Source organism: Mesorhizobium sp. M6A.T.Cr.TU.017.01.1.1, assembly GCF_004023115.1.
Lineage (GTDB): Bacteria > Pseudomonadota > Alphaproteobacteria > Rhizobiales > Rhizobiaceae > Mesorhizobium > Mesorhizobium mediterraneum.
The window spans coordinates 1-24,689 of sequence record NZ_RZTA01000103.1; the positions used below are offsets into that span (position 1 = coordinate 1).

Consider the following 24,689-nt stretch of genomic DNA (forward strand, 5'->3'; position numbering starts at 1 on the left):
GAGCGTCCCCCCGCCGTTGAACGTAGCCTTGATCGGGCCGATCTTGAGCACCACGGTCGCTCCCATCTCGGTGTCCGACTTCTTTTCGAGGCTCTGACAGCCCGGAATGGTCTGCCTCAGAACGTCCGGGTCGTTCAGCGCTTCCCACACCTTTTGCAGGGGTGCGGCGATGCGTTCCTCGCCTTCGATCACCAAAGCCATCAAAATCTCCCGGATTCAAAATTGACAAACCCCGATCCGGTCTAGCGTGGGGGCCGATGTATGTCTATCGCACCAAAGTCCGGATTCGGATGGCGCGTGCCTCTTGCCTGCTCTCGCGCGTTGTCATATCGATTTGTCATACAAATACGGAGACCATGATGGCCGTCGCCCCCACAACTAAGAAGAAATTTCGCTCGCAGGAGTGGTTCGACAATCCCGACAACCCGGGGATGACGGCGCTTTACCTTGAGCGCTACCTGAATTACGGGCTGACGCGTGCCGAACTGATGTCGGGCAAGCCGCTGATCGGTATCGCCCAGACCGGTTCGGATCTGTCGCCCTGCAACCGCCATCATATCGAGCTGGCCAAGCGCGTGCGCGAGGGCATCGTCTCGATGGGCGGCATCCCTTTCGAGTTCCCGTGCCACCCGATCCAGGAGACGGGCAAACGCCCGACAGCGGCGCTCGACCGCAACCTTGCCTATCTCGGCCTGGTCGAAGTGCTCTACGGCTACCCGCTCGACGGCGTCGTGCTCACCATCGGCTGCGACAAGACGACGCCGGCCCTGCTGATGGCAGCGGCCACCGTCAACATTCCGGCCATCGCGCTGTCGGTCGGCCCGATGCTGAATGGCTGGCACAAGGGCAAGCGCACCGGCTCCGGAACGATCGTCTGGGAATCGCGCCAGCGCCTGTCGGCCGGCGAGATCGGCTATGACGAGTTCATGGACATCGTCGCTTCCTCGGCGCCGTCCACCGGCTATTGCAACACAATGGGCACTGCCACCACCATGAATTCGCTGGCCGAGGCGCTCGGCATGCAGCTGCCGGGCTCGGCTGCGATCCCCGCGCCCTATCGCGAGCGCGGCCAGATCGCCTATGAGACGGGAAAACGTATCGTCGACATGGTGCATGAGGATCTGAAGCCCTCCGACATCATGACCCGGCAGGCCTTCGAGAACGCCATCGTCGTCAATTCGGCCATCGGCGGCTCGACCAACGCGCCGATCCACCTCAACGCCATCGCCCGCCATCTCGGCGTGCCGCTCGACAATGACGACTGGCAGAAGGTCGGCCTCAAGATACCGCTCATCGTCAACCTGCAGCCGTCGGGCGAATATCTCGGCGAGGATTACCACCATGCCGGTGGCGTGCCGGCGGTCGTGGCCGAACTGATGAAGGCTGGGCTGTTGCCCCATCCCGACGCCATGACCGTCAACGGCAAGACGATGGGCGACAATTGCAGTGGGGCCGTCAACGAGAATCTCGACGTCATCCGCACCGTCGCCGAGCCGCTGAAGGCCAATGCCGGCTTCATCAATCTTAGGGGTAATCTGTTCGATTCGGCGATCATGAAGACCAGCGGCATCTCGCCCGAATTCCGCGAACGCTATCTGTCGAACCCGAAGGACCCTGAGGCCTTCGAAGGCAACGCCATGGTCTTCGACGGTCCCGAAGATTACCACGCCCGCATCGATGATCCGGCGCAAGGCATCGACGAGCACACGATCCTGTTCATGCGTGGCGCCGGCCCGATCGGTTATCCGGGCGGCGCCGAAGTCGTCAACATGCAGCCGCCGGCCCATCTCATCAAGAAGGGCATCCACGCGCTGGCCTGCATCGGCGACGGCCGCCAGTCGGGAACGTCGGGCTCGCCGTCGATCCTCAACGCCTCGCCCGAAGCCGCCATAGGCGGCGGGCTGGCGCTGCTGAAGACCGGCGACCGCGTCCGCATCGACCTGCGCAAGGGCACTGCCGACATTCTCGTCACCGATGACGAGATCACGCGCCGTCGCGCCGAGCTGCAGAACAGTGGCGGCTATCACTACCCCAAGCATCAGACGCCATGGCAGGAGATCCAGCGTGGCATGGTCGACCAGTTTTCCGAAGGAATGGTGCTGAAGCCGGCGGTGAAATATCAGGATGTGGCGCACACCAAGGGCGTGCCGCGGGACAATCACTAGAGCAATTCCAGGAAAAGTGTGAAGCGGTTTTCCGTCCGGAATTGCGCAAAAACAAAGAGATAGAGCGGTTCGGCGTTTCCGTGAAACGATGAACCGCTCTAACGTCGGCCTCCGGCGCCTTCCGCTGGCCGGCGGCTTGGTTCGATCAAGCCGCCGTCAGATGTTTTCTGAGCCCGCCGCTCACAAATAACCGGTGATCTCCGGCGCTTGGTCCTGCCTGTCGCGCTTGCCGTCCTCGTAAACGATTGGTGCTGCGGCGAGTTCCTCTTCGGTGACGTCGTCGAGGCAGGCGACGTTCACCGCCCAGAAATTCCCGCCCATGAAGTCGAGAAAGCCGCGCGAGAGAAAATTCGCGCCGCAGTTCGGGCACATATAGTGGTTGATGTCGCCCTCCGGCCAGTTCGACGGCGTCGCCTTGTATTCACGCATCCGGTCGCGGCCATCCGTCACCCTCACGGCCTCATAGGCTGCGAAGGATTTCCGGTAGCCGAGCTTCCAGCAGAAGCTGCAATTGCATTTGCGGATGCCTTCGGCGAGGTCGATATCGGCTTCGAAACGCACCGCGCCGCAATGGCAACTGCCGAGATAGGTCTTCTTCATGGGTTTCCTCCCAGAAATGTTCTGGTTCCGCCAAGCCGGCCGCCGGAGCCGGAGCATCCTTTGCTCCAGGGATGACGCTTGACAAGTGGGCGCGACAAATCCACGATCATGGCAAGGGGTGCATCGCGACGACCCCGTGAGGCGTCAGCCCAACGTTCGCGTCCAAGCTTCTCTTTCAAGGAGGTGGACGCCATGCCGTCAACAACCGTTATCACCGTATCGCAACTGTCCCGTCTGATTGGTCTGCCGGGCGCGCCAACGATTATCGATGTTCGCGTCGATGATGATTACAACGCCGATCCGCGCCTGCTGCCGGCCTCAAGCCGGCGTGATTTCAAAACCGTCCCAACCTGGGCATCCGAATTCACCGGCAGCCGAGTGGCGGTCGTCTGCCAAAAAGGGCAGAAGCTCTCGCAAGGCGTGGCCGCATGGCTGCGGCATGAGGGCATTGCCGCCGAATCCCTCGAAGGCGGGTTCGAGGCCTGGCGCGATGCCAAGGGGCTTTTGGTCCGCACCGGCAAGATGCCTACCCGCGACGAAAGGGGCCGCACCGTGTGGGTGACGCGGGCCCGCCCGAAGGTCGATCGCATCGCCTGCCCCTGGCTGATCCGGCGTTTCATCGATCCGAGCGCGGTTTTTCTCTTTGTTGAAGCGGCCGAAGTGCCGGCTGCTGCGGATCGCTTTCAGGCCGTGCCTTTCGACATCGAAAATGTGTTCTGGTCACACCGCGGCGAACACTGCACCTTCGACACGATGATCGAAGAGTTCGGGCTCGAATCCGAGGCGCTCGACCGCTTGGCCATGATTGTGCGCGCAGCCGATACCGCAAGCCTCGATCTGGTTCCCCAGGCGGCCGGATTTCTGGCCGCCTCGCTTGGACTGTCGCGGATGTTTCGCGACGATCTTGAACAGCTGGAGGCAGGGATGCTGCTCTACGATGCGTTTTTCCGATGGTGCCGCGACGCCACCGAGGAGACGCACAACTGGCCAAGCGCGAGCAAGCCATCATGAGCGCCATGCCGTCTGACAAAACGGGGGCTTCTGGCAAAACTGGCGGGATCGTCGAAGCGCCGGCAGCGCCAACCTTCCGCGAAGGGGTAAAGCTCTGGGCGAAAATCGGCCTGCTCAGCTTCGGCGGGCCGGCTGGGCAGATCTCGCTCATGCACAAGGAACTGGTCGAGGAACGGCGTTGGATCGGCGAGCAGCGTTTCCTGCATGCGTTGAACTACTGCATGCTGTTGCCCGGCCCTGAAGCCCAGCAACTCGCCATCTATATCGGCTGGTTGCTGCACCGGACGATCGGCGGCCTCGTCGCCGGCATCCTCTTCGTCGCGCCGGGCGCGCTTGTGATGCTCACCTTGAGCATCCTCTATGCGCTGTATGGCGACGCGCCCCTTGTCGAGGCGCTGTTTTTCGGGGTGAAGGCGGCCGTGCTCGCCATCGTGATCGAGGCGATGATCCGGATCGGACGGCGTGCCCTCAAGAACCGGGTCATGGTGTCGATCGCGATCACCGCCTTCATCGCCATCTATGCGCTGAACGTGCCGTTTCCGCTCATCATCCTGCTTGCCGGCCTGGCAGGCTGGATTGGCAACCGTGTTGCGCCGGGCCTCTTTTCCGGCGCGTCGCACGGCAAGGGCGATGCTCCCGACGTCAAGGGCGCGGTCGACCTGATGTTCGAGCGCGGCGAGCTGGCCCACACCAGGCCGACGCGATGGCATGCGCCGCGCACCATTGCGATCTGGCTGCCGATCTGGCTGGGGCCTGTGCTTCTGATCTGGGCGTTCACCGGATCCGCCAGCGTGTGGACTGAGATCGGTGGGTTCTTCAGCGTCATGGCGGTCGTCACCTTCGGCGGCGCCTACGCGGTCCTTGCCTATGTCGCGCAGGCAGCGGTCGAGTCCTTCGGCTGGCTCGCGCCCGGTGAGATGGTCGATGGCCTCGGTCTTGCCGAAACCACGCCGGGTCCGCTCATTCTGGTCCTGCAGTTCGTCGGTTTCCTTGCCGCGTTCCGCCAGCCCGGAGCCTTGAACCCACTGCTTGCCGGATCGCTAGGGGCGATGCTCACCCTGTGGGCCACGTTCACGCCTTGCTTCTTCTGGATATTCCTCGGTGCGCCCTACATCGAAGCCCTGCGCGGCAACAAGGCACTGTCGGCGGCGCTGACCGCGATCACCGCCGCCGTCGTCGGCGTCATCATGAATCTCGCTCTGTGGTTCGGCTTGCACGTCATTTTCGGCGAGGTGCGCAACATCGGGCTTGGAATGGACGTGCCGGTGCTCTCATCGATCGACTGGGGTGCGGCGCTGCTGTCGTGCGCTGCCATGATCGCCATTCTGAAGCTGAAGATCGGCATGCTGCCGACGCTTGCGGGATCGGCCCTCGCCGGTGTTTTGTTGCTGGCAGCGAGCGGATAGCGGCTGCGTGCGGCCAGCGCTTCGCTGCGGTTCGGGCATTCGGGTGAAGGAACATCATGGCGAGACGACGCTCTTCCCTAGGCTTCCTCGGAATGTTCGGCCGTTCAGGCGACCTCAGGCAACTCGACGCTGCGTTGCGCGGCGTCGACCTTCATCCCGCCCTTGTGCCGGAGGGAGCAAAGCTCACCATCGTCAATCTGATGAAGGACCACTGGCCCGACGAGCCGCCACCACAAGCCTACCCACCGGTGGCGCAGCTATTTGGCTATTGTGTTGCTGGGCCGGAAGCGTTCGAGCAATCCAACGGCCTTCAAGATAGGCTGGATGCGGAGCGCCGGCTCGAGGCAGCCCTTGAGGCCGGCGACAGCCTCGATGCGCAAATTATACTGATGACGCTGCATGCCAAGCTGATCAGCAGCGAGGTCGTCGAGCGCTACGGTTTGAGCGCCGACTAGACCATGATCCCGAAAAGTGGAAACCCGGTTTTCGGAAAAGGTCATGGTCAAACAGAAGGTAGAGCCCCATCCCGATTTTTGTCGGGATGGATTAGGCTCTGACAGTTTTTTGACGAGAAGCGTCCTCAGCCGCCCATGCCGCTGCGCGGCAGATGGATCAGATTGCCGAAGCGAGCGCGCAGCTTGTCGTCGAGCAGCTTTGGCACGTGGCGCGGGAAGCGCTCGGCGAGGATGCGTTTCTTCTCGATGATTGCCCGCTGCAAGATGTCGGGCCTGCCCTTCTCGTTCCACTCCTTCGGCGAAAAGCGATCGCCAACCGCCGGATAGAAATATTCCGTCTGCATCAGCCGCAGCGTCTGCTCGTTGCCGAGATAGTGACCCGGCCCCTTCAGGCAGACGTCGGCGATGGTGTCTATCGACAGCGACTCATCGGTCACCTCGATGCCGCGCACGCAGCGCAGGCAATGGCCGAGCATGTCGTTGTCGATGATTAGGCTTTCCAGACAGAAGCCGAGCAGCGAGGCGTGCATGCCGGCCGATTCGTAGACGAGGTTGAGGCCTGCAAGACCGGCCATCACATCGGTGATGCCCTTCTCGTAACCGGACTGAATATCGGGCAGTTTCGAATCCGTCATGCCGGCGGCCGAACCACCGGGCAGATCGTAGAATTGCGCCATCTGGGCGCAGGCTGCGGTCAGCACCGCTTGCTCGGCCGAGCCGCCGGACATGGCGCCGGTCCTGAGGTCCGAGACGAACGGCCAGGTGCCGAAGATCGCCGGATGCCCGGGCTTGATGGCGTTGACATAGACAAGGCCGGCGAGCACCTCGGCCACCGCTTGCACCACCGCACCGGCAATCGCCGCCGGCGCCGTGGCACCCGCCTGGCCGGCGGACAGCAGCAGGATCGGAATGCCGCCTTCGACGCAGGCCTCGAGCACGCCGCAAGCGTCCTCGGCGAATTTCATCGGCGGCACGACAAAACAGTTCGAATTGGAGACAAAAGGCCGCGCGCGAAAATTCTCTTCGCCGCCGGCAATCGCGTAGAGCATGTCGAGCGCCGGCTTGACGTTCTCGCGCACCGTGAAGGACGTGCCGACATGCTTCGACGTCCCCATCACACAGGCGTAGAGCGTGTTGAAATCCATGTCGAGCGGATCGGGAATGTCGCGCGGCACCATCGGCCGCTGGAAGAAGTGGATGTTGTCGAGCCCCTCGACGATGCGGGCAGCGTCGTAGATGTCCTGCAGCAGCGACTCCCGGTATTCGCGCTTCTCGACATCGACCAGATGCACCGCGGCACCCGCCGTGCCGTAATGCACGCGCTTGCCCTGGATCAGCATGTCGTGCTTGGGATCCTGGCCATGCAAGGTGAAGTGGCGCGCGGCCTTCTTGATCGTGTCGAGGACAAGCGCGCGGGGAAAGCGAATTCGCCCGTCCTCGCCGAGAGTGGCGCCGGCCTTGGTCAACGCCTCGATGCAGGATGGGATGGCATTGGCGAAGCCGACCGTTTCAAGCAGCGTCAGCACTGCTTCGTTGATGCGCTCGCGGTCGTTTTCGCTGAGCGGCCCGTAACTTCCGCCTTCGAGGCCGGCGCGCACCGGCTTGATGTCGTCGGCAAGTGGCGCCGCACGCATGGCGCGGCGCGCTTCACGCCCGCCGGAACGCCGCGAACGTTGGTCCGAGGGCGTATCCGGCTTCTCAACAGCCACTGACATGGAGGCACTCCACCTTTAGCTGCGAAGCTGGCGGCGGCGGTTGGTCCACCATCGGCCTGCTTCGTCCCCTTATGCCTCGAACTATGCCGTCGGCATTGGCACAGCCTATGAGCCAGACGGTCCCGTCGCATATGCCAGAGCGCTAAAGAACGGTGGCCGGTCCCAGCCCGGACGAGGCATCAAGCCGCCGCCGGCCTGCGCCCGGCCGCCGTTGCCAGTTCGCGGATGCCGGGCTCGATGTGCTGCAGCGCGATCGAGGAGATGCCCAGCCGCATGAAGCGCGACGGCTTTTCGGTGCGGTCGAAGAAGCGGTCGCCAGGCTCGATGATGACGCTGCGCGAGGCAGCGGCCTCGGCCAGCCCGCGCGAGTCGGTGCCGCGCGGTCCCTCGAGCCAGAGCGACGCGCCGCCGGCCGAATCGGTCGAGCGCCACTCCGGCAGGAATGCGGTAATCGCATGGATCAGACGCTTGCGCCGTTCGTCGAAAGCGCTCGATAGCCGCCGCACCAGCGCCTCATGGTGACCAAGCGATAGGAACAGCGCGACGGCGCGCTGGTTGTTGGCCGGCGGATGACGCAGCATGAAGCGGCGTAGCGCGCGAAGCTCGGAGATCAGCCCGGCCGAGGCGACGATGTAGCCGAGCCGCAGACCGGGAGCCAGCGTCTTCGACATCGAGCCGACATAGATGACCCGGCCGGAACGGTCGAGGCTCTTCAGCGCCTGCTGCGGCGCCTCGTCCAGGAGCTGGCTGTCATAGCCGTCCTCGATGATGATCTGGTTGTGGCGGTTGGCGCGCGCCAAAAGGTCCTGCCGGCGCTCCGCCGACAGTGGCACCATGGTCGGGCAATGGTGGCTGGGCGTCACGAAGACGAAGCCGGAATCATTGGGAATAGAAGCGGTTACGATGCCGGAGTGGTCGACCGGGACCGGTGTGACGTCGGCGCCCGCCAGCCGGAAGATCGAGCGTGCGTCGGGATAGCCGGGGTCTTCCATGGCCACTTTGGAGCCCTTGGTCATCAGCAGCGTCGCCAGCATGTAAAGCGCGTTCTGCGCGCCGAGCGTCACGATAATCTCGTCGGGATTGGCGAAGATGCCGCGCCGCGGCAACAGCCGCGCCTGGATCTGCTCGATCAAGAGCGGATCGTCGCGGTCGACCATGTCGGACGCCCAGTTGCGGATCTCGAGCACGGCAAGCGCCATGCGGTTGCACTCGCGCCATTCGGCGGTTGGGAACAGTGCCGGATCGAACTGGCCATAGACGAAGGGGTAGGACGACTTGATCCAGTTGTCGTGCTTGGCCGGCGGCGGCATGTCGCTGGCCGCGATCTGGCGGCGCGCCTTCCAGTCGATCTCGTTGGCCTGGTCGGGCGCCTTCTGATGCGGCCTCGCCGGGGTCGCCAGCACGTCGGGATTGACGAAATGGCCGCGCCGTTCGCGCGCCACCAGGAAACCCTGGTCGACGAGCTGCTGGAAGGCCAGCACCACGGTGCCGCGCGCCACGCCGAGTTTCTCGGCTAGGATCCGGCAGGACGGAAGCGGCATCGAAGCGGCGATCTGCCGGTCGAGGATGGCGGCGACGATCGCTTGACGGATCTGCGCCTGCAGGGTCTGGCCGGAGTCCGCCGAAATCCGGAACAGGCCGGACCATATGGCCGTGTCGTTTCGCTGTGGCATGGAAAATGTTCCTCGATGGCCAGCCTATTTCATTTGGCTGGACCAGTCGAATGTACCGGTGGCACAAGGCGTTGCGCCAATCAATTTTTCTGATCGTTGGGATTTACGCCAGTGATCCTTCGCTGCGCTGCGGCATCCCCCGGTCACGCACTGCGTCATCCCCGGCGTGACGCTGCGCGTCATCCCGGCGTGACGCAGTGCGTCATCGCTGCGCATTGAAACCAGTGGATTTCGGCTAGATAGTTTGCCGCGACGACACGCGCCGGAAACATCCGGCCTGTTATGTTGGCATCAAAGACTTCGGAGCAAGCCAGTGGATCAATCGTCCTTTCAAAAACAGCTCGACGCCCTGCGCGCTCACCGTGCGGCCAAATCAGGCAGCATGCGCGAGGCTTTCGCTGCTGATCCCCAGCGCTTCGAAAAATTCTCCGCCACCGACGGCGACCTACTGCTCGATTGGTCGAAATGCGCGGTCGATGCGCAGACGATGGATCTGCTTGAGAAGCTGGCGGGAGCCGCCGATCTCGAAGGCCGGCGCGCCGCGATGTTCTCCGGCAAGAAGATCAATGTCACCGAAGGCCGCGCCGTGCTGCACACCGCGCTGCGCAACCTGAACGGCAAGGGCATCGTGCTCGACGGCCAGGACGTGAAGGCGGAAGTCGTCGCCGTGCTCGACGCGATGGGCGCCTTCGCCGATGCCGTGCGCTCCGGCAAGGCGGCCGGCGCCACCGGCAAGAAGATCACCGACATCGTCAACATCGGCATCGGCGGGTCCGACCTTGGCCCGGCCATGGCAACGCTGGCGCTGGCGCCCTATCACGATGGGCCGCGCACGCATTACGTGTCCAACATCGACGGCGCCCATATCCACGACACGCTGAAGGGCCTTTCCGCCGAAACCACGCTGTTCATCATCGCTTCGAAGACCTTCACCACTGTCGAGACGATGACCAATGCCGAGACGGCGCGCGACTGGGTGCAGAAGGCGCTCGGCAAGGAAGCGGTCGGCAAGCATTTCGCCGCCGTCTCGACGGCGCTGGACCTGGTGGCCAAATTCGGCATCGCGTCCGACCGCGTCTTTGGCTTCTGGGACTGGGTCGGCGGCCGCTATTCGGTGTGGGGCGCGATCGGGCTGCCGGTGATGATCGCGGTCGGCCCGAAGAATTTTTGCGCTTTTCTCGATGGCGCGCATGCGATGGACGAACATTTCCAGACGGCGCCGCTGGCCAAGAATCTGCCGGCGCTAATGGGGCTGATCGGCTGGTGGCATCGGGTGATCTGCAAATACCCCGCTCGCGCCGTCATTCCCTACGACCAGCGCCTGTCCAGGCTGCCGGCCTATCTGCAGCAGCTCGACATGGAATCGAACGGCAAGAGCGTCACCCTCGACGGCGGCGCTGTGACCACGCCGACCGGCCCGCTGGTCTGGGGTGAGCCCGGCACCAATGGCCAGCACGCCTTCTTCCAACTGCTGCACCAGGGCACCGATTTCATCCCGGTCGAATTCCTAGCCGCGGCAATCGGCCATGAGCCGGGCCTCAAGCATCACCACGATCTTTTGCTCGCCAACTGCCTGGCGCAGTCGGAAGCCTTCATGAAGGGCCGCACGCTTGAGGAAGCACGCGCGCAGATGCTGGCAAAAGGCATGACGCCGGCCGAGGTCGACAGGATCGCCCCGCACCGCGTCTTCTCCGGCAACCGGCCCTCGGTGACGATCCTCTACAGACAACTCGATCCGCATACGTTCGGGCGGCTGATAGCGCTCTATGAGCACCGCGTCTTCGTCGAGGGCACGCTCTTCAACATCAATTCCTTCGACCAATGGGGTGTCGAACTGGGCAAGGAACTGGCGACCGGGCTGCTGCCTGTCGTGGAAGGCAAGGAGAATGCCGCAAAGCGGGACGCGTCGACCGCTGGGCTGGTGGGACACATCCACCGATTGCGCGGATCGGAGTAAGCGGCTTGGTCGAAATCAAGGGAATATTGTTCGACAAGGACGGCACGCTTGTCGACTTCAATGCGACATGGCTCGGCGTTGCCGATTTCATGGCGATGGATGCGTCGGAGGGCGACCGCTGGAAGGCCGACAGGCTGCTTGCCGCGGCGGGCTACGATTTCGCCACCAAACGCTTCAAGCCCGACTCCATCTTTGCCTCCGGCACCAACATGGATGTCGTCGAGCTTTGGTTTCCGCGCCTGTCCGACGAAGACCAGATGCTTGCCGTCGCCCGCTTCAACGAGATCACCTCCATGCAGGGCTCGGCGATGGCGGTGGCGCTGCCGGGCATCGTCGAGACGCTCGGCGTTCTTCACAGGAAAGCCTATCGGCTCGGCGTCGCCACCAACGATTCGACCACCGGCGCGGAAAAGACATTGCTGACGCTGGGCGTCGCGCAGCTGTTCGACGCCGCCTATGGTTACGACGCCGTGGCCAATCCGAAACCGGCGCCGGATACGATCCTTGCCTTCTGCGACCTGACCGGCCTGAGGCCGGCCGCGATCGCCATGGTCGGCGACAATCGCCACGATTTGGAGATGGCGCGGGCCGGCGGCTGCGGTCTGGCAATCGGCGTGCTCTCCGGCACCGGCACGCGGGAATCGCTGTCGCAGATCGCCGACGTCATTCTGGATTCGGTTGCCGATCTGCCCGACTTTCTTTCGGCGCGGGTCAAGGAGACGACCTGACTGGCCAACTGACTGGCAAGGCCGGGGCAAAACTCAAATCAACCTGGGCTTTCCCGCCAATGTCGAGATGGGTGGAAAGTTGCCGCTGGCTCATCTGCCAGAACGGGCACGTTGCGCCAGAAGCGGACACCCGAAAGGATGGTTGCGAACCGCTAGACCCGCAAGCCTGGCTCGGCAGGTCGCGATACATACTCCGGGAACTCCGCGGCGCCTCTGCTCAGGGCCTTCACCATGAGAAGACCATCATCAAAGAAGCCGTTTCGAGCGTAAAACTGGCGCGTGCGTTCCTTGCCAAGCACCATGGCAATACGGAAGACAGCGCATCCAGTCCGCTCGCCCTCCGCCTCGATCCACGCCATCAGCTTGGTGCCTGTGCCAAGGCTGCGTAGCGTCGTGTCGACCACCACGTGGTCGGCTTCGATGTACTTCCCGCACCAAAGCTGAATGCCCGTCCAGAAGCCGGAGAGACCCACCAGCCGATCGCCGATATAAGCCGCGATGCAGCGGTAACTGCCCTGAGCGAGCATCGCCGAGAGTCGTTCACGAAACGCGGCTTCGTCTAGATGCGAGTTGCCCTGCCGGAACACTGGATAGATCGACAGCATCTCATCGAGCCCATTGAGTTCACGAATTGTCACCTCGTCGGTCACGACAGCCTCCTCCCCTGTCGTTCCACTCTGCGGTCGATTCCGGCCGCGGTCCAGTAGGATCTTCCAATCAGGGATTGAGCCAGTCACTGCTCAGGGTCAGATCGGTCATGCGATCCTTCGAAACTGAACGACCGCAATGGCGCGATCCCGCTCATTTAGCGTGATGGGGTTTCGATCTAGCGCTAGCGATCTTCAGGCTCGAAGCGAAAGACGCCGCTCGGCTTGCTCGCGGCACCCTTCGCGTCGCCGAAATCCGGTACCCGATATTCGGCGAGCAACCGCAGCCGGGACAGCGGCAAGTCTGTGCGACGGGGATCGCCGACCAGCACCTCGATACCGGCTGCCAGGCAGCGATCGAAAAACGGGGTGACCCGACGAGCAACCTCGCGGCCGTAAAACACATCACCCGCGAGAACGAGGTCGACCGCAGGTGGCGGCCCCGTGGTGATATCATTGTCGATAATGGTGATCGTGACGCCGTTCGCCATGGCATTGAGGCCGAGCGCAGCAACGCCGTTGCGATCGATCTCGGCGGCGATCACGTCGCTGGCGCCAGCCTTTGCCGCGGCGATGCCGACGAGGCCCGAACCGGCGCCGAGGTCGAGCACGCGGCGACCCACCACCGTCTGCGGCTGGTCGATTATATAGCGGGCGAGCACCGCGCCGCCGGCCCAGGCATAGGCCCAATAGGGTGGCTGCAGCTCGTTCTCGTCGGCTTTCGCTTCTTCTTCCGGTCCCTCCGGCTCGAACCCCTGTCCTTCCGGATCGGCGAGCCGTCTGAGGCCGCTTCCCGGATGAGCCGTGTAAAGCCGGATTTCGGGAAGCGAAGGCACCGGCAGCAGCTGCATGTTCGCCCTGATGAACGCGACCGGGTCAGGGCCGGAACGCGGGTCGACCGCTTCACTACCGGCAAGGCAATCGTCCAAAATCGTGCCTATTCCCGCAACGCCCGCCGCAGGATCTTGCCTACCGGCGTCTTCGGCAGTTCGGTCCGAAACTCGATGTATTTTGGCCGCTTGTAGCCGGTCAGGTTCTCGCGGCAATAGACAGTCAGCACCTCAGCGGTCAGCAACGGGTCCTTCTTGACGACGAACAGCTTCGGCACTTCGCCTGAATGCTCGTCCGGCACGCCGATCGCCGCAACTTCTAGGACGCCCGGATGCAGGGCCACGACTTCCTCGAGTTCGTTCGGATAGACGTTGAAGCCGGACACAAGGATCATGTCCTTCTTGCGATCGACGACCTTGGTGTAGCCGCGCTCGTCCATGAAGCCCATGTCGCCCGACTTGAAGAAACCATCCTTGGTCATCACCTTGGCGGTCTCGTCCGGCCGGTTCCAGTAACCGGCCATCACCTGAGGTCCGCGGATGCAGATCTCTCCGACTTCGCCGAGCGGCAAATCATTGCCGTCGTCATCGCGGATGGCGATCTCGGTGGACGGCAGCGGCAGGCCGATCGTGCCGGTGAAGTTGCCATCGCTGAATGTGTTGGCGGTAGCCACCGGTGAGGTTTCCGAAAGCCCGTAGCCCTCGGTGACCGGGCAGCCGGTGAGCGTCTTCCAGCGTTCGGCGACACCCTTCTGCACCGCCATGCCGCCACCTAGTGTCAGGATCAGCGGCTTGAAGTCGAGTTTGCGGAAATCCTCATTGTTGAGCAGCGCGTTGAACAGCGTGTTGAGGCCCGGAAAGATGTGGATCGGGTATTTGCCGAGTTCCTTGACGAAGCCTGGAATGTCGCGCGGATTGGGAATGAGTATGTTCCGGCCGCCCATCTGCATGCCCATAAACGCGTTCACTGTCAGCGCAAAGATATGATAGAGCGGCAGCGCGCAGATGAAATTGAGATGCGCCGGTTTCGGCTTGACCGTGTAGGCGTCTTCGACCCAAAGCGCGTTCTGCGCGACATTGGCCAGCACGTTGCTGTGCAGCAGCACCGCGCCTTTCGAGATGCCCGTGGTGCCGCCGGTATATTGCAAGAAGGCGATATCGTCGGCTGCGACCTTCACCGGCTTGAAGTTCACGCTGGCGCCTGCCTTCAACGCGGCGTTGAACTTGACATGGCCTGGCAGCGACCAGCCCGGCACCATCTTCTTCACGCGGCGCACGACGAAATTGACGATCGTCCCTTTCAGGCCGCCAAGCATGTCGCCCATCGCCGCGACCACGACATGCTTGACCGCCGTCTTGGCGATCACCGCCTGCAAGGTGTTGGCGAAATTTTCGAGAATGACGATGGCTTGCGCACCGGAATCCTTGAGCTGATGTTCCAGCTCGCGCGGCGTGTAGAGCGGGTTGATATTGACCACGACATAGCCGGCGCGCAGCACTGCCATCATCGCCACCGGATATTGCAGCACGTTCGGCATCATCAGCGCGACGCGCGCGCCTTTCTGCAACCCTGTCGATTGCAGATAGGCGCCGAAGGCGGCCGATTGCCGCTCGACTTCCGCATAGCTGATGGTCTTGCCCATGCAGGTGAAAGCGGGCCTGCCGGCATACTGCTTGCAGACGTCGGCGAGCAGATCGCCGATGGAGCCGAAGGGCAGGGCGCCGATCTCGGCCGGAACGACTTTCGGATAGCTTTTGAGCCAAGGCTTTTCCGGCAATCGAGCGGCAGGCGCTTTCGGCAATCTCCTGGCCGAACCCGGCTTCGACCCCGATGAAGCCGTTGTCGCTGCCGCCTTCGGCTTGACCGCGGCAACGGCTTTGGTGGGCGGCGATTTTGGCTTGTCGGGGCTGGCCGGTTTTGCGGCAGCTTTGGCCTTCGCTTTCGCTGGTGCCGTCGTCCTTGGTGTTTTTGCCACCTGTCCCTCCCTCGGTTGTTCTTATTGTCTCTGCTTGCCCGCCGCGTCGTCTCCGAATGACAGAGACGTCCCTCCGCTGTTGCCGGCATCCAGGAAATCCAACATGCCATCTATGTATTGCGACTATCGGCAGCCGTGCAAGTCTGCCCCTGCGGCAAGACGGGAAGAAAACCTTCCGCGCCAACGACAGGCCGAAGGTCGCGGTTCCTGCTATCGGTCGCGTTAAAGATAATAAAAAAATGCAATCGTTAATAATACCGTGATCGGCTGAAATTGACATTTAATTCTCGCTTTTTATGAAAGTGAAGAATTAAATTCTGCTTCCCATGGGGTAAGCAAACGGGGTGTTCCAAAGCCGGAAAAACGATGCTTATATGCGCGCTTCGCGAGCCTGAAGAGGGGCTTGGAAGAACATCAGGGAGTCCTCCATGAAAAAGAAACTGACTTTTGCGGCCGCGTTGCTGGCCGCAAGCGTCCTCGGCGGCATGGCCAATGCGAAGCAATTGGTCTACTGCTCGGAGGCGTCGCCGGCCGGCTTCGACCCATCGCCGTGGAGCGGTGGCAACGACTTCGACGCGTCGTCGCGCACTATCTATTCGCGCCTGGTCGAGTTCGAACACGGCAAGACCACCATCGCGCCCGGCCTCGCCGAGAGCTGGACGGTTTCCGACGACGGTCTCGAATACACGTTCAAGCTTCGGCCCGGCGTGAAGTTCCAGACCACCGACTATTTCACGCCGACGCGCGACCTCAATGCCGACGACGTGATCTTCTCCTTCGAACGCCAGTGGAAGAAGGAAAGCCCGTGGTTCAGCTATCTGGAAGGCACCGGCTGGGAATATTTCACCGGCATGGGCTTCCCGGATCTTCTCAAGGAAATCGTCAAGGTTGACGACCTGACGGTGAAGTTCGTGCTGAACAAGCCTGAAGTCGCTTTCCTGCCGGACCTCGGCATGGATTTCGCATCGATCGTCTCCAAGGAATATGCCGACCAGCTCGACAAGGCCGGCACCAGGCAGCAATTCACCCAGAAGCCGATCGGCACCGGTCCGTTCCAGTTCGTCGACTACCAGGTCGATGCGGTCGTGCGCTATGCGGCATGGGACGGCTATTATGGCGGCCGCCAGAAGATCGACGATTTGATCTTCGCCATCACGACCGATCCGGCCGTGCGCGCGCAGAAGCTGAAAGCAGGCGAATGCGATATCATGTCGTACCCGGCGCCGGCCGACATCGCCGGCCTGCAGGCTGACCCAAACCTCAAGGTCGACGAGCAGGAAGGCCTGAACATCGGCTACATGGCCTACAACACCACGCTGCCGCCCTTCGACAAGGTCGAGGTCCGCAAGGCCCTCAACATGGCCGTCAACAAGCAGGCCATTCTCGATGCGGTCTATCAGGGCGCTGGCCAGGCGGCCATCAACCCGATCCCGCCGACGATGTGGTCCTATAACAAGGACATCAAGGACGATCCGTACGATCCGGACGCGGCCAAAAAGATGCTGGCCGACGCCGGCGTCAAGGATCTCTCGATGAAGATCTGGGCAATGCCGGTCAGCCGCCCGTACAATCCGAACGCTCAAAGAGTCGCGGAACTGATCCAGGCCGACTACGCCAAGATCGGCGTCAAGGCCGAGATCGTCAGCTACGAATGGACCGAGTATCGCGAACGCGGCAAGCAGAAGGATCGTGACGGCGCCTTCCAGCTCGGCTGGACCGGCGACAATGGCGATCCGGACAACTTCCTGTTCCTGCTCGGCTGCGATGCCATCGGCCAGTCCAACTATGCGATCTGGTGCAACCAGGAGTTCGAAGCCCTGTTGCAGAAGGGCAAGGCGACCACTGATGTCGCCGAGCGCACCAAGATCTACGAGGAGGCTCAGGTCGTGTTCAAGCGTGAGGCGCCGTGGCTGACCATTGCCCATTCCAAGGTCTTCATGCCGATGAACAAGAAGGTTTCGGGCTTCGTCATGGATCCGCTCGGCATTCATCGGTTTGACGGCGTCGACGTCACCGAGTAACTCCTGAGAAATTGGACGGCGGCGCTGGACTTCCGGCGCCGCCGTTCTATGAAGTAAGATGCTCCGCTATCTCCTCCACAAGCTCGCCTTAATCATCCCGACCGTGTTCGGCATATCGCTGGCGGCGTTCGCTTTCGTCCGGCTTCTGCCGGGCGACCCGATCATGGCCCTAGCTGGCGAGCGCGGCGTAAGTCCCGAACGCTACGCGGAGCTTGTCGAGCGGTTTGGCTATAACAGGCCTTATGTCATCCAGTATCTGGAGTATATCGGCAGGGTCCTGACCGGCGACTTCGGCATATCGATCGCCACCAAGCGGCCGGTGCTCGGTGAATTCCAGGCGCTGTTTCCGGCCACGCTGGAACTGGCGACGATCGCGCTGATCATCGCTGTGCTCATCGGCATCCCCGCCGGCATCTTCGCCGCGGTCAAGCGCGGATCATGGTTCGACCAGGCGACGATGGGCGTGGCGCTGACCGGCTATTCGATGCCGATCTTCTGGTGGGGGCTGCTGCTCATCATATTCTTCTCCGGCTATCTCGGCTGGACACCGGTTTCCGGCCGCATTGGCCTTCAATATTTCTTCAAGCCGACGACGGGGTTCATGCTGATCGACAGCCTGATCTCCGGCAAGAGCGGCGCTTTCAGGTCCGCCGCCAGTCATCTGGTCCTGCCGGCAATCGTGCTGGCGACGATTCCGCTCGCCGTCATAGCGCGCCAGACGCGGTCGGCGATGCTGGAGGTGCTGGGCGAGGACTATGTCCGCACCGCCCGCGCCAAGGGCTTGGCGCCGCGCCGCGTTATCGGGCTCCACGCTTTTCGCAATGCGCTGATCCCCGTCGTCACCACCATCGGCCTGCAGGTCGGCACGCTGATGGCCGGCGCCATCCTGACCGAAACGATCTTTTCCTGGCCCGGCATCGGCAAGTGGATGATCGACGCGATCGCCAAGCGCGACTATGTCGTCGTCCAGAGCGGCTTGCTGATCATCGCGCTGATCGTCATGGCGGTGAACCTGATCGTCGACGTGCTCTACGCCGTCATCAACCCACGTATCCGGGTGCAGTGAGATGACCGACCAAACCACGGCAGAAGCCACCGCCGCCTCCATTCCGACCGGCGGTCGGCAACGTGCCTTCACCGAGTTCTGGCATTACTACTCGATGAACACCGGCGCCGTCATCGGCCTGGTCGTGTTCTCGGCTCTGGTGCTGATCGCGATTTTCGCGCCGCTGGTCGCGCCGCATTCGCCTGACGAGCAGTTTCGCGATGCGCTGCTGACGCCGCCGGTCTGGCAGGAGGGCGGCAAATCGATGTTTCTTCTGGGCACCGACGCTGTTGGCCGCGACATGCTTTCGCGGCTGATTTTCGGGGCGCGGTTCTCGCTGTTCATCGGTCTGGTCGTCGTGGTTTTCTCGCTGACCAGCGGCATCATCCTCGGCGTGCTCGCCGGCTATTTCCGCGGCTGGGTCGATACGCTGATCATGCGCGTCATGGACGTCATTCTGGCCTTCCCGTCGCTGCTTCTTGCTCTGGTTCTGGTGGCGATCCTTGGACCTGGCCTGTTCAACGCCATGCTGGCGATTGCGCTCGTGCTGCAGCCGCATTTCGCGCGGCTCACGCGCGCGGCGGTAATGGCCGAAAAGAACCGTGAATATGTGATCTCCGCCAAGGTGGCCGGTGCCAGTCATCTCAGGCTGATGGTGAAGACGATCTTGCCGAACTGCATGGCACCGCTGATCGTGCAGGCGACGCTGTCCTTCTCCAACGCCATTCTCGAGGCCGCGGCTCTCGGCTTCCTCGGCGTCGGCGCGCAGCCGCCGACGCCGGAATGGGGCACGATGCTGGCCACGGCGCGCGAGTTTATCCTGCGCGCGCCATGGGTAGTGACTTTCCCCGGCCTTGCCATCCTGATCACGGTGCTTGCCATCAACCTGATCGGCGATGGCCTGCGCGATGCCTTCGACCCCAAGCTGAAGAGGTCGTGACCATGCCTCTTCTCGAGATCAAGAATCTGACCGTGTCCTTCGATACCGCCGCCGGACCGTTCATGGCCGTGCAAGGCATCGACCTGTCGATCGAGCCGCGCGAGGTGCTGGCAATCGTCGGCGAATCCGGCTCCGGCAAATCGGTGGCGATGCTGGCAGTTATGGGGCTGTTGCCGAATACGGCGACGGTAAAGGCCGACCGCATGGCCTTCGACGGCATCGACCTGCTCAAGCTCAGTCCGTCCGAGCGCCGCAAGATCGTCGGCAAGGACATCTCGATGATCTTCCAGGAGCCGATCGCCAGCCTCAATCCATGCTTCACCGCCGGTTTCCAGATCGAAGAGGTGCTGCGTTTCCACATGGGCATGGACCGCGCCCAGCGCCGGGCCCGCGCCATCGAGCTGATGAAGCTGGTCGGCATCGCCGATCCGGAAGAACGGCTGAACTCATTCCCGCACCAGATGTCAGGCGGCCAGTGCCAGCGCGTCATGATCGCCATCGCCATCGCCTGCAATCCGAAGCTGTTGATCGCCGACGAGCCGACCACCGCGCTCGATGTCACCATCCAGAAGCAGATCCTTGACCTCTTGGTTGGGCTGCAGGCCAAATACGGCATGGGGCTGATCATGATCACCCACAATATGGGCGTGGTGGCCGAGACTGCCGACCGCGTCATTGTCCAGTACAAGGGCCGCAAAATGGAAGAGGCCGACGTTCTGTCGCTGTTCGAGCAACCGAAGAGCAACTACACGCGCGCGCTGCTGTCGGCGCTGCCGGAAAATGCTGTCGGCGACCGGCTGCCGACCATTTCCGATATGCTGTTCGAACCGGCCCCGTCTGCTGCGGGAACCGGGCCTGCAACGGGAGCCGCGTCATGAGTGTGACGGTTCTCGAAGGCAAGAACATCGTGCGCGACTATCACGTCGGCGGTGGCCTGTTTCGCCCCTCGCGCACGGTGCATGCGGTCAAGGGCGTCTCGTTCAGCGTCGACAAGGGCAAGACGCTGGCCATCGTCGGCGAGAGCGGCTGCGGTAAGTCAACGCTCGCCCGCATCATCACGCTGATTGATCCCGCGACAGCAGGTGAACTCTTCATCGACGGCAAAAAGGTCGATATCGCCAAGGATGGGCTGTCGAAGGAGATGCGCCGAAAGGTGCAGATCGTCTTCCAGAATCCTTACGGTTCGCTCAATCCTCGCCAGAAGATCGGCGACGTGCTGGGCGAGCCGCTGCTCATCAATACCGACACGCCGGCCAACGAACGGCGCGATCTTGCCATGAGGATGCTGAAGAAGGTCGGCCTCGGACCGGAGCACTACAACCGCTACCCGCACATGTTCTCGGGCGGCCAGCGCCAGCGCATCGCCATTGCCCGCGCGCTGATGCTCAATCCGAGCCTTTTGGTGCTCGACGAGCCGGTCTCGGCGCTCGACCTGTCGGTGCAGGCGCAGGTCCTCAACCTGCTCGCCGACCTGCAGGACGAGTTCAAGCTGACCTATGTCTTCATCAGCCACGACCTGTCGGTGGTGCGATACATCGCCGACGACGTGATGGTCATGTATTACGGCGAGGCCGTCGAATACGGCTCGCGCGACGAGGTGTTTGCCGACCCCAAGCACAGCTACACCAAGACGCTGTTCGCGGCCACGCCGCGCGCCGACGTCGCCAGCATCAAGGCGAGGCTGGCGAAGAAGAAAGCCGCCTGACGCCGCAATCGCGGCACCCCGGCAAGCGTATTTCGACGCCGATCAGGACAGCCGGGCGATGATGGCGCGCAGCGCCTCGCCGAAGCGCCGGACTTCCTCGACCGTGTTGTAGTGCACCAGCGAGGCGCGGATGGCGCCGCTGTCCATGCTGAGATTCAGGCGCTTCATCAGCCGCGGCGCGTACATGTGACCGTCACGGATGCCAATCTGCATCTCGGCCATCGCCTCGACGATCATTTGCGGCGACAGCGTGCCGATGTTGAAGCAGAAGGTCGGCACGCGCTCGTTGAGGCGGGCTTCGTCGGCGACGCCATAGATCGTCGCGCCGCACTCCTTGAGCACGCCGAGCATTTCGCACGCCAGCACCAGCTCATAGTCGCGGATGGCGTTCATGCCGGCGACGAGGTTGTCGCGCCGCGACCGGTTGTTCTCGGCCAAGAAGTTGCGGCCGATCGACTCGAGATAGCGCACCGCGGCATCCATGCCGGAGACGTTCTCATAGATGAAGGTGCCGGCCTCGACCTTGTAGGGCGGCTCATCGGGAATGAAATCCTCGCGGAAGGTCGGCAGCCGCTTCAGCGTCTCGAAGCGGCCCCACAGGAAGCCCATATGCGGCGAGAAATTCTTGTAGCCGGAGCAGACCAGATAGTCGCAATCCCAGGCTTGCACGTCGATCAGCCCGTGCGGCCCGTAATGCACGCAGTCGAGGAACACTTCGGCGCCCGCCGCATGCGCGATGTCAGCCACTGCAGCAACATCGACGATCGAGCCGATCGAATGCGCGGTGACGGTGCAGGCGACGAGCCGGGTGCGGTCGGAGACCAGCGGGCGAAGGTCGTCGACATGGAGATTACCGTCCTCGCGCATCCGCCACCATTTGAACTTGGCGCCGGCGGACTCTAGCGCCAGCCAGGTCGCGATGTTGGCGTCGTGATCCATGTCGGTGATGACGATCTCGTCACGCTCCTGAAGCATCTGGCCGATGCCGAGGCTGACGAGGCGGATGAACGAGGTGGCGTTCATTCCGAAACAGATTTCCGCGGGACTATAGGCATTGATCAGCAACGCCACGCTTTCACGCGCGTCGGCGATCGCTTGATCGACGGCGACGCTGCGGCCGTAGCGGCCGCCGCGCTGCACATTATGCGCGACGAGATGGTTGGTCACCGCGTCGAGCACGCTTTGCGGGATCTGCGCGCCAGCGGCATTATCCATGAAGATGAAGTCGCCGGCCTGCTGCAGGGCTGGAAACATGGCGCGGATCATGTCGACCGGGAAGGCTGCGGAGACGTCGCTCGCATTGTGGCTCTGATGCTTGTTCAAGATGGTCTCCTGCGAGGTGCCTGACAGATGGGGGAAGCGAGAATTGACAGATGGGAAACTGGCGAAGTCAGCGGGTCTTTTCCGTTTTGAAGCGACGTTCCAGCAGGCTAACGAGGCGGACCATCGGCCAGAGAAAGAGGAGATAGACCAGCGCTGCGCCAATCAACGGCGAGGGGTTGGCGTAGAGCGACTGCGCGTTGGTCGCTTCCTTCAGCAATTCGGGCAGCGCCACGGTGGAGGCGAGCGACGTGTCCTTGAACATCGAGACGCAGTTGCTGGTCATCGGCGGAATGACCACGCGGATCGCCTGCGGCAGCACCACCTTGCGCAAGGTCAGCAAAAACGGCAGGCCGAGTGCCTGCGCCGCCTCGAACTGGCCGCGCGGAATGCTTTCTATGCCGGAGCGGAACACTTCAGCCGAATAAGCAGCCATGATGATGGCGAACGCCGTCACCGCGGAGGTCCAGGACGACAGGCGTATGCCGAGGAATGGCAGCGCGTAGTAGATCAGGATCAGCACGACCAGCACCGGCATCGCCCGGAAAATATCGATATAGCCGACCGCCAGCAGCCGCAGCGGCTTTGGCGCGTAGAGCCGCATCAGGCTGATCGCCAGGCCGACGGGGATACCGATGCCGATGCTCAACAGCCCGAGCAGCAGTGTGTTCAGAAAGCCGCGCAGCAACGCCGGCAGGCTGGAGATCATGACATCGGCATTGAAGAAGGTCTCGATCAGCGACATGGGGAGCATTCCCGAAAGGTTTGGCGTCCCGCGACGCTAAAGCACGACTCCGACACTCCGAAATAGGCCTTCGGAGCGGATCGTGCGTGAGAGAAAGGCAGCGGACGCCCATGAAATTGTGCCGGTGCGGAAAGCCGGCACAATTTAAGCAGCTGCCGCTCAGGCCTTCGGCATCGGCATTTCCTTGACGGTCGAAGAATCGGCGGGCGCGTCGCTGCCGAACCACTTCTTGTGGATCGCGGCCAGCGTGCCGTCCTTCTTCATCGCGGTCAGCGCGTCGTTCAGCTTGCCGAGCAGTGGGTGGTCCTTGGCCATCATCAGGCCATACTGCTCGCCGGTCTTGATACGCTCTTTCACGGCAAGATCCTTCATCCTGGTGAAGGAGTATTCCAGGCCCGGAATGTCGCTGACCGCGGCGTCGACACGACCGGCGCTGAGATCGAGCAGCAGGTTCTGCTGCGTGTCGTAACCCTTTACCTCGCTGAACCCGTCGGCCTCCTGATGGGCCTTGGTCCAGGCTTCCCCGGTCGAGCCGGATAGCACGCCGATGATCTTGCCCTTGAGGTCGGCTTCGGACTTGATCGGGCTGTCGGCCTTGGCGGCGATGCCCATGTCGGAATCATAATAGGGCTGCGAGAACGCCTGCGACTTCAGCCGTTCAGGGGTAATCGTGATCGACGAGATGGCGACGTCTATGCGCTTCGACGTGGTGGCGGCGAACAGGGCCTGAAATCCGAGGTCGGCAATTTCCGTGGTCATGCCGATGCGCTTGGCCGCCTCGTTGACGATGTCGACCTCAAAACCTTCGAAGGTGCCGCTTTCGTTCTTGTATTCGAAGGGCGGATTGGTCGGATAGGCGCCGACGTTCAGCACGTCCGCGGCATAGGCGGTGGCCGGCCCGGCGGCGATGCCGATGGCGGCAGCGAGAAGAAGCAGGTTGCGACGAGTGAAGTTCATTTTCGTTCCCTCTGGTTCGGCCACTCCCTGTGGCGCTTTTCACTTCCGCCCCTTTCAGCGCCGTATTTTCGGACACTGCAGGCGAGGCGGCGCCTGAAGTCAGGATGCGCGGCGTCCCCGCATGCCGATCAACTGTTGCAGACGCTCCAGCAGTGCACCCACCGCGTCGTCCGTGGTGACCATGCCGGGCGACAGCCTAAGCGTCGTGCCGCGCGCGTCGCAGTAAATTCGCTCACTACGCAAGGTGGACACTGTCTTCACCGGGTCGACGCCTTGCGGCAAGGTCAGCATGACGCTGCCGCCGCGCTGGTCTGGATCAAGCGGCGAGCGAACAGCCCAGCCATTGTCCAGCGCGCAACCAATAATGCGATCGGTCATGCTGGCGTTCTGTCCCCGGATGGCTTCGACGCCTGTCTCTGCTACCCATTCGATGCCAGGCAGCGATGCGACACTGGCCAGGATAGCCGGCGTGCCATGGTCGAATCGACGCGCATCGTCCGCATATGCGAAACGGTCAAGATCCCACGAAAATGGGTTTGGCTGGCTGAACCAGCCGCGAAGTTCCGGCCGGCAGTCGGACAGCAGATCGGGCGTCACCTGCAGGATGCCGGCGCCCGAAGTGCCGCAGAGCCACTTCAGCGAGGTCGAGACGACGAAATCGACCGGCGTCTTCGCAATCGAGAAGGGCGTAACGCCGACCCCTTGCGTGATGTCGACACCGACGATGCTGCCCATCTCCCGGCCATGCGCAGTAAGTCGCGCCAGATCGCAGCGGTGCGAGGCCGTCGAGGTC

22 protein-coding genes are annotated in these 24,689 nt (G+C 62.6%); 11 read left to right on the plus strand and 11 right to left on the minus strand.

The window, feature by feature from the left end:
* Positions 1-201, minus strand: a 201-nt coding sequence (locus EOB36_RS26015) for an SRPBCC domain-containing protein (RefSeq protein ID WP_281035498.1), incomplete at its 3' end; no start/stop codon positions are given.
* A gap of 158 nt (positions 202-359) precedes the next feature.
* Between EOB36_RS26015 and EOB36_RS26020 the strand changes: the two genes are divergently transcribed.
* Positions 360-2,165 (plus strand): IlvD/Edd family dehydratase, encoded by a 1,806-nt coding sequence (locus tag EOB36_RS26020; RefSeq protein WP_128286022.1) that lies wholly within the window; start codon positions 360-362, stop codon positions 2,163-2,165.
* Between the two features lie 180 nt (positions 2,166-2,345).
* Here EOB36_RS26020 and EOB36_RS26025 read toward each other — a convergent pair whose 3' ends face one another.
* Positions 2,346-2,765, minus strand: coding sequence for a GFA family protein (locus tag EOB36_RS26025; protein ID WP_095482987.1), 420 nt, complete (start codon positions 2,763-2,765; stop codon positions 2,346-2,348).
* 192 nt (positions 2,766-2,957) lie between these two features.
* On the opposite strand from EOB36_RS26025, the gene EOB36_RS26030 reads away from it, so the two are divergent.
* The 3 genes from EOB36_RS26030 to EOB36_RS26040 are packed head-to-tail and all read left to right on the plus strand — an operon-like array spanning position 2,958 to position 5,637.
* On the plus strand, positions 2,958-3,776 hold the full coding sequence (locus EOB36_RS26030) for a chromate resistance protein ChrB domain-containing protein (RefSeq protein WP_128286026.1): 819 nt from the start codon (positions 2,958-2,960) through the stop codon (positions 3,774-3,776).
* Positions 3,773-5,182 carry a chromate efflux transporter gene (gene chrA, locus EOB36_RS26035; protein WP_095482985.1) on the plus strand — a complete coding sequence of 470 codons (1,410 nt, stop codon included), beginning with the start codon at positions 3,773-3,775 and terminating at the stop codon, positions 5,180-5,182. The genes EOB36_RS26030 and chrA overlap by 4 nt, the downstream gene beginning before the upstream one ends.
* A gap of 56 nt (positions 5,183-5,238) precedes the next feature.
* Complete coding sequence (locus tag EOB36_RS26040; protein ID WP_095482984.1) at positions 5,239-5,637, plus strand: hypothetical protein; 399 nt, start codon at positions 5,239-5,241, stop codon at positions 5,635-5,637.
* A gap of 125 nt (positions 5,638-5,762) precedes the next feature.
* Here EOB36_RS26040 and EOB36_RS26045 read toward each other — a convergent pair whose 3' ends face one another.
* Positions 5,763-7,352, minus strand: coding sequence for a trimethylamine methyltransferase family protein (locus EOB36_RS26045; protein WP_095482983.1), 1,590 nt, complete (start codon positions 7,350-7,352; stop codon positions 5,763-5,765).
* 179 nt (positions 7,353-7,531) lie between these two features.
* Complete coding sequence (locus EOB36_RS26050) at positions 7,532-9,025, minus strand: PLP-dependent aminotransferase family protein (protein ID WP_095482982.1); 1,494 nt, start codon at positions 9,023-9,025, stop codon at positions 7,532-7,534.
* Positions 9,026-9,338: 313 nt separating this feature from the next.
* On the opposite strand from EOB36_RS26050, the gene pgi reads away from it, so the two are divergent.
* Positions 9,339-10,982 (plus strand): glucose-6-phosphate isomerase, encoded by a 1,644-nt coding sequence (gene pgi, locus EOB36_RS26055; protein ID WP_095482981.1) that lies wholly within the window; start codon positions 9,339-9,341, stop codon positions 10,980-10,982.
* A gap of 5 nt (positions 10,983-10,987) precedes the next feature.
* Positions 10,988-11,710 (plus strand): HAD family hydrolase, encoded by a 723-nt coding sequence (locus EOB36_RS26060; RefSeq protein WP_095482980.1) that lies wholly within the window; start codon positions 10,988-10,990, stop codon positions 11,708-11,710.
* Between the two features lie 152 nt (positions 11,711-11,862).
* On the opposite strand, the gene EOB36_RS26065 is transcribed toward EOB36_RS26060, so the two are convergent.
* The 3 genes from EOB36_RS26065 to EOB36_RS26075 form a co-directional block, all read right to left on the minus strand.
* On the minus strand, positions 11,863-12,360 hold the full coding sequence (locus EOB36_RS26065; protein WP_095483044.1) for a GNAT family N-acetyltransferase: 498 nt from the start codon (positions 12,358-12,360) through the stop codon (positions 11,863-11,865).
* Between the two features lie 182 nt (positions 12,361-12,542).
* The gene (locus EOB36_RS26070; protein ID WP_245329744.1) at positions 12,543-13,286 is read right to left on the minus strand and encodes a methyltransferase; all 744 of its coding nucleotides are present in this window, start codon (positions 13,284-13,286) and stop codon (positions 12,543-12,545) included.
* Between the two features lie 8 nt (positions 13,287-13,294).
* Positions 13,295-15,163 (minus strand): long-chain fatty acid--CoA ligase, encoded by a 1,869-nt coding sequence (locus EOB36_RS26075; protein WP_095482979.1) that lies wholly within the window; start codon positions 15,161-15,163, stop codon positions 13,295-13,297.
* A gap of 428 nt (positions 15,164-15,591) precedes the next feature.
* Here EOB36_RS26075 and EOB36_RS26080 point away from each other — a divergent pair, with 428 nt between their 5' ends.
* The 5 genes from EOB36_RS26080 to EOB36_RS26100 are packed head-to-tail and all read left to right on the plus strand — an operon-like array spanning position 15,592 to position 20,874.
* A complete protein-coding gene (locus tag EOB36_RS26080; protein ID WP_095482978.1) occupies positions 15,592-17,184 on the plus strand; it encodes an ABC transporter substrate-binding protein in 1,593 nt (530 codons plus the stop codon).
* A gap of 58 nt (positions 17,185-17,242) precedes the next feature.
* Positions 17,243-18,250, plus strand: coding sequence for an ABC transporter permease subunit (locus EOB36_RS26085; protein WP_126103814.1), 1,008 nt, complete (start codon positions 17,243-17,245; stop codon positions 18,248-18,250).
* Between the two features lies 1 nt (position 18,251).
* Positions 18,252-19,169, plus strand: a complete 918-nt coding sequence (locus EOB36_RS26090; protein WP_095482976.1) for an ABC transporter permease subunit — start codon at positions 18,252-18,254, stop codon at positions 19,167-19,169.
* 2 nt (positions 19,170-19,171) lie between these two features.
* Complete coding sequence (locus EOB36_RS26095; protein ID WP_128286027.1) at positions 19,172-20,047, plus strand: ABC transporter ATP-binding protein; 876 nt, start codon at positions 19,172-19,174, stop codon at positions 20,045-20,047.
* Positions 20,044-20,874, plus strand: coding sequence for a dipeptide ABC transporter ATP-binding protein (locus EOB36_RS26100; RefSeq protein ID WP_095482974.1), 831 nt, complete (start codon positions 20,044-20,046; stop codon positions 20,872-20,874). Before EOB36_RS26095 ends, EOB36_RS26100 begins: the two co-directional genes overlap by 4 nt.
* A gap of 42 nt (positions 20,875-20,916) precedes the next feature.
* On the opposite strand, the gene EOB36_RS26105 is transcribed toward EOB36_RS26100, so the two are convergent.
* The 4 genes from EOB36_RS26105 to EOB36_RS26120 all read right to left on the minus strand — a co-directional run.
* Entirely contained in the window at positions 20,917-22,197 is a 1,281-nt protein-coding gene (locus EOB36_RS26105; RefSeq protein ID WP_128286023.1) for a cysteine desulfurase-like protein, read from the minus strand.
* 67 nt (positions 22,198-22,264) lie between these two features.
* On the minus strand, positions 22,265-22,939 hold the full coding sequence (locus EOB36_RS26110; RefSeq protein ID WP_095482972.1) for an amino acid ABC transporter permease: 675 nt from the start codon (positions 22,937-22,939) through the stop codon (positions 22,265-22,267).
* Between the two features lie 159 nt (positions 22,940-23,098).
* Complete coding sequence (locus EOB36_RS26115; protein ID WP_128286024.1) at positions 23,099-23,896, minus strand: ABC transporter substrate-binding protein; 798 nt, start codon at positions 23,894-23,896, stop codon at positions 23,099-23,101.
* Between the two features lie 99 nt (positions 23,897-23,995).
* Positions 23,996-24,689 (minus strand): aminotransferase class V-fold PLP-dependent enzyme (locus EOB36_RS26120; RefSeq protein ID WP_128286025.1); only part of this gene is annotated, 694 nt, incomplete at its 5' end.

Excerpts from the sequence above, each read along its gene's own strand:
- EOB36_RS26020 (WP_128286022.1), top strand. The coding sequence starts at position 360 with ATGGCCGTCGCCCCCACAACTAAGAAGAAATTTCGCTCGCAGGAGTGG.
- EOB36_RS26025 (WP_095482987.1), bottom strand. The coding sequence starts at position 2,765 with ATGAAGAAGACCTATCTCGGCAGTTGCCATTGCGGCGCGGTGCGTTTC.
- EOB36_RS26030 (WP_128286026.1), top strand. The coding sequence starts at position 2,958 with ATGCCGTCAACAACCGTTATCACCGTATCGCAACTGTCCCGTCTGATT.
- chrA (WP_095482985.1), top strand. The coding sequence starts at position 3,773 with ATGAGCGCCATGCCGTCTGACAAAACGGGGGCTTCTGGCAAAACTGGC.
- EOB36_RS26040 (WP_095482984.1), top strand. The coding sequence starts at position 5,239 with ATGGCGAGACGACGCTCTTCCCTAGGCTTCCTCGGAATGTTCGGCCGT.
- EOB36_RS26045 (WP_095482983.1), bottom strand. The coding sequence starts at position 7,352 with ATGTCAGTGGCTGTTGAGAAGCCGGATACGCCCTCGGACCAACGTTCG.
- EOB36_RS26050 (WP_095482982.1), bottom strand. The coding sequence starts at position 9,025 with ATGCCACAGCGAAACGACACGGCCATATGGTCCGGCCTGTTCCGGATT.
- EOB36_RS26080 (WP_095482978.1), top strand. The coding sequence starts at position 15,592 with ATGAAAAAGAAACTGACTTTTGCGGCCGCGTTGCTGGCCGCAAGCGTC.
- EOB36_RS26085 (WP_126103814.1), top strand. The coding sequence starts at position 17,243 with ATGCTCCGCTATCTCCTCCACAAGCTCGCCTTAATCATCCCGACCGTG.
- EOB36_RS26090 (WP_095482976.1), top strand. The coding sequence starts at position 18,252 with ATGACCGACCAAACCACGGCAGAAGCCACCGCCGCCTCCATTCCGACC.
- EOB36_RS26095 (WP_128286027.1), top strand. The coding sequence starts at position 19,172 with ATGCCTCTTCTCGAGATCAAGAATCTGACCGTGTCCTTCGATACCGCC.
- EOB36_RS26100 (WP_095482974.1), top strand. The coding sequence starts at position 20,044 with ATGAGTGTGACGGTTCTCGAAGGCAAGAACATCGTGCGCGACTATCAC.
- EOB36_RS26110 (WP_095482972.1), bottom strand. The coding sequence starts at position 22,939 with ATGTCGCTGATCGAGACCTTCTTCAATGCCGATGTCATGATCTCCAGC.
- EOB36_RS26115 (WP_128286024.1), bottom strand. The coding sequence starts at position 23,896 with ATGAACTTCACTCGTCGCAACCTGCTTCTTCTCGCTGCCGCCATCGGC.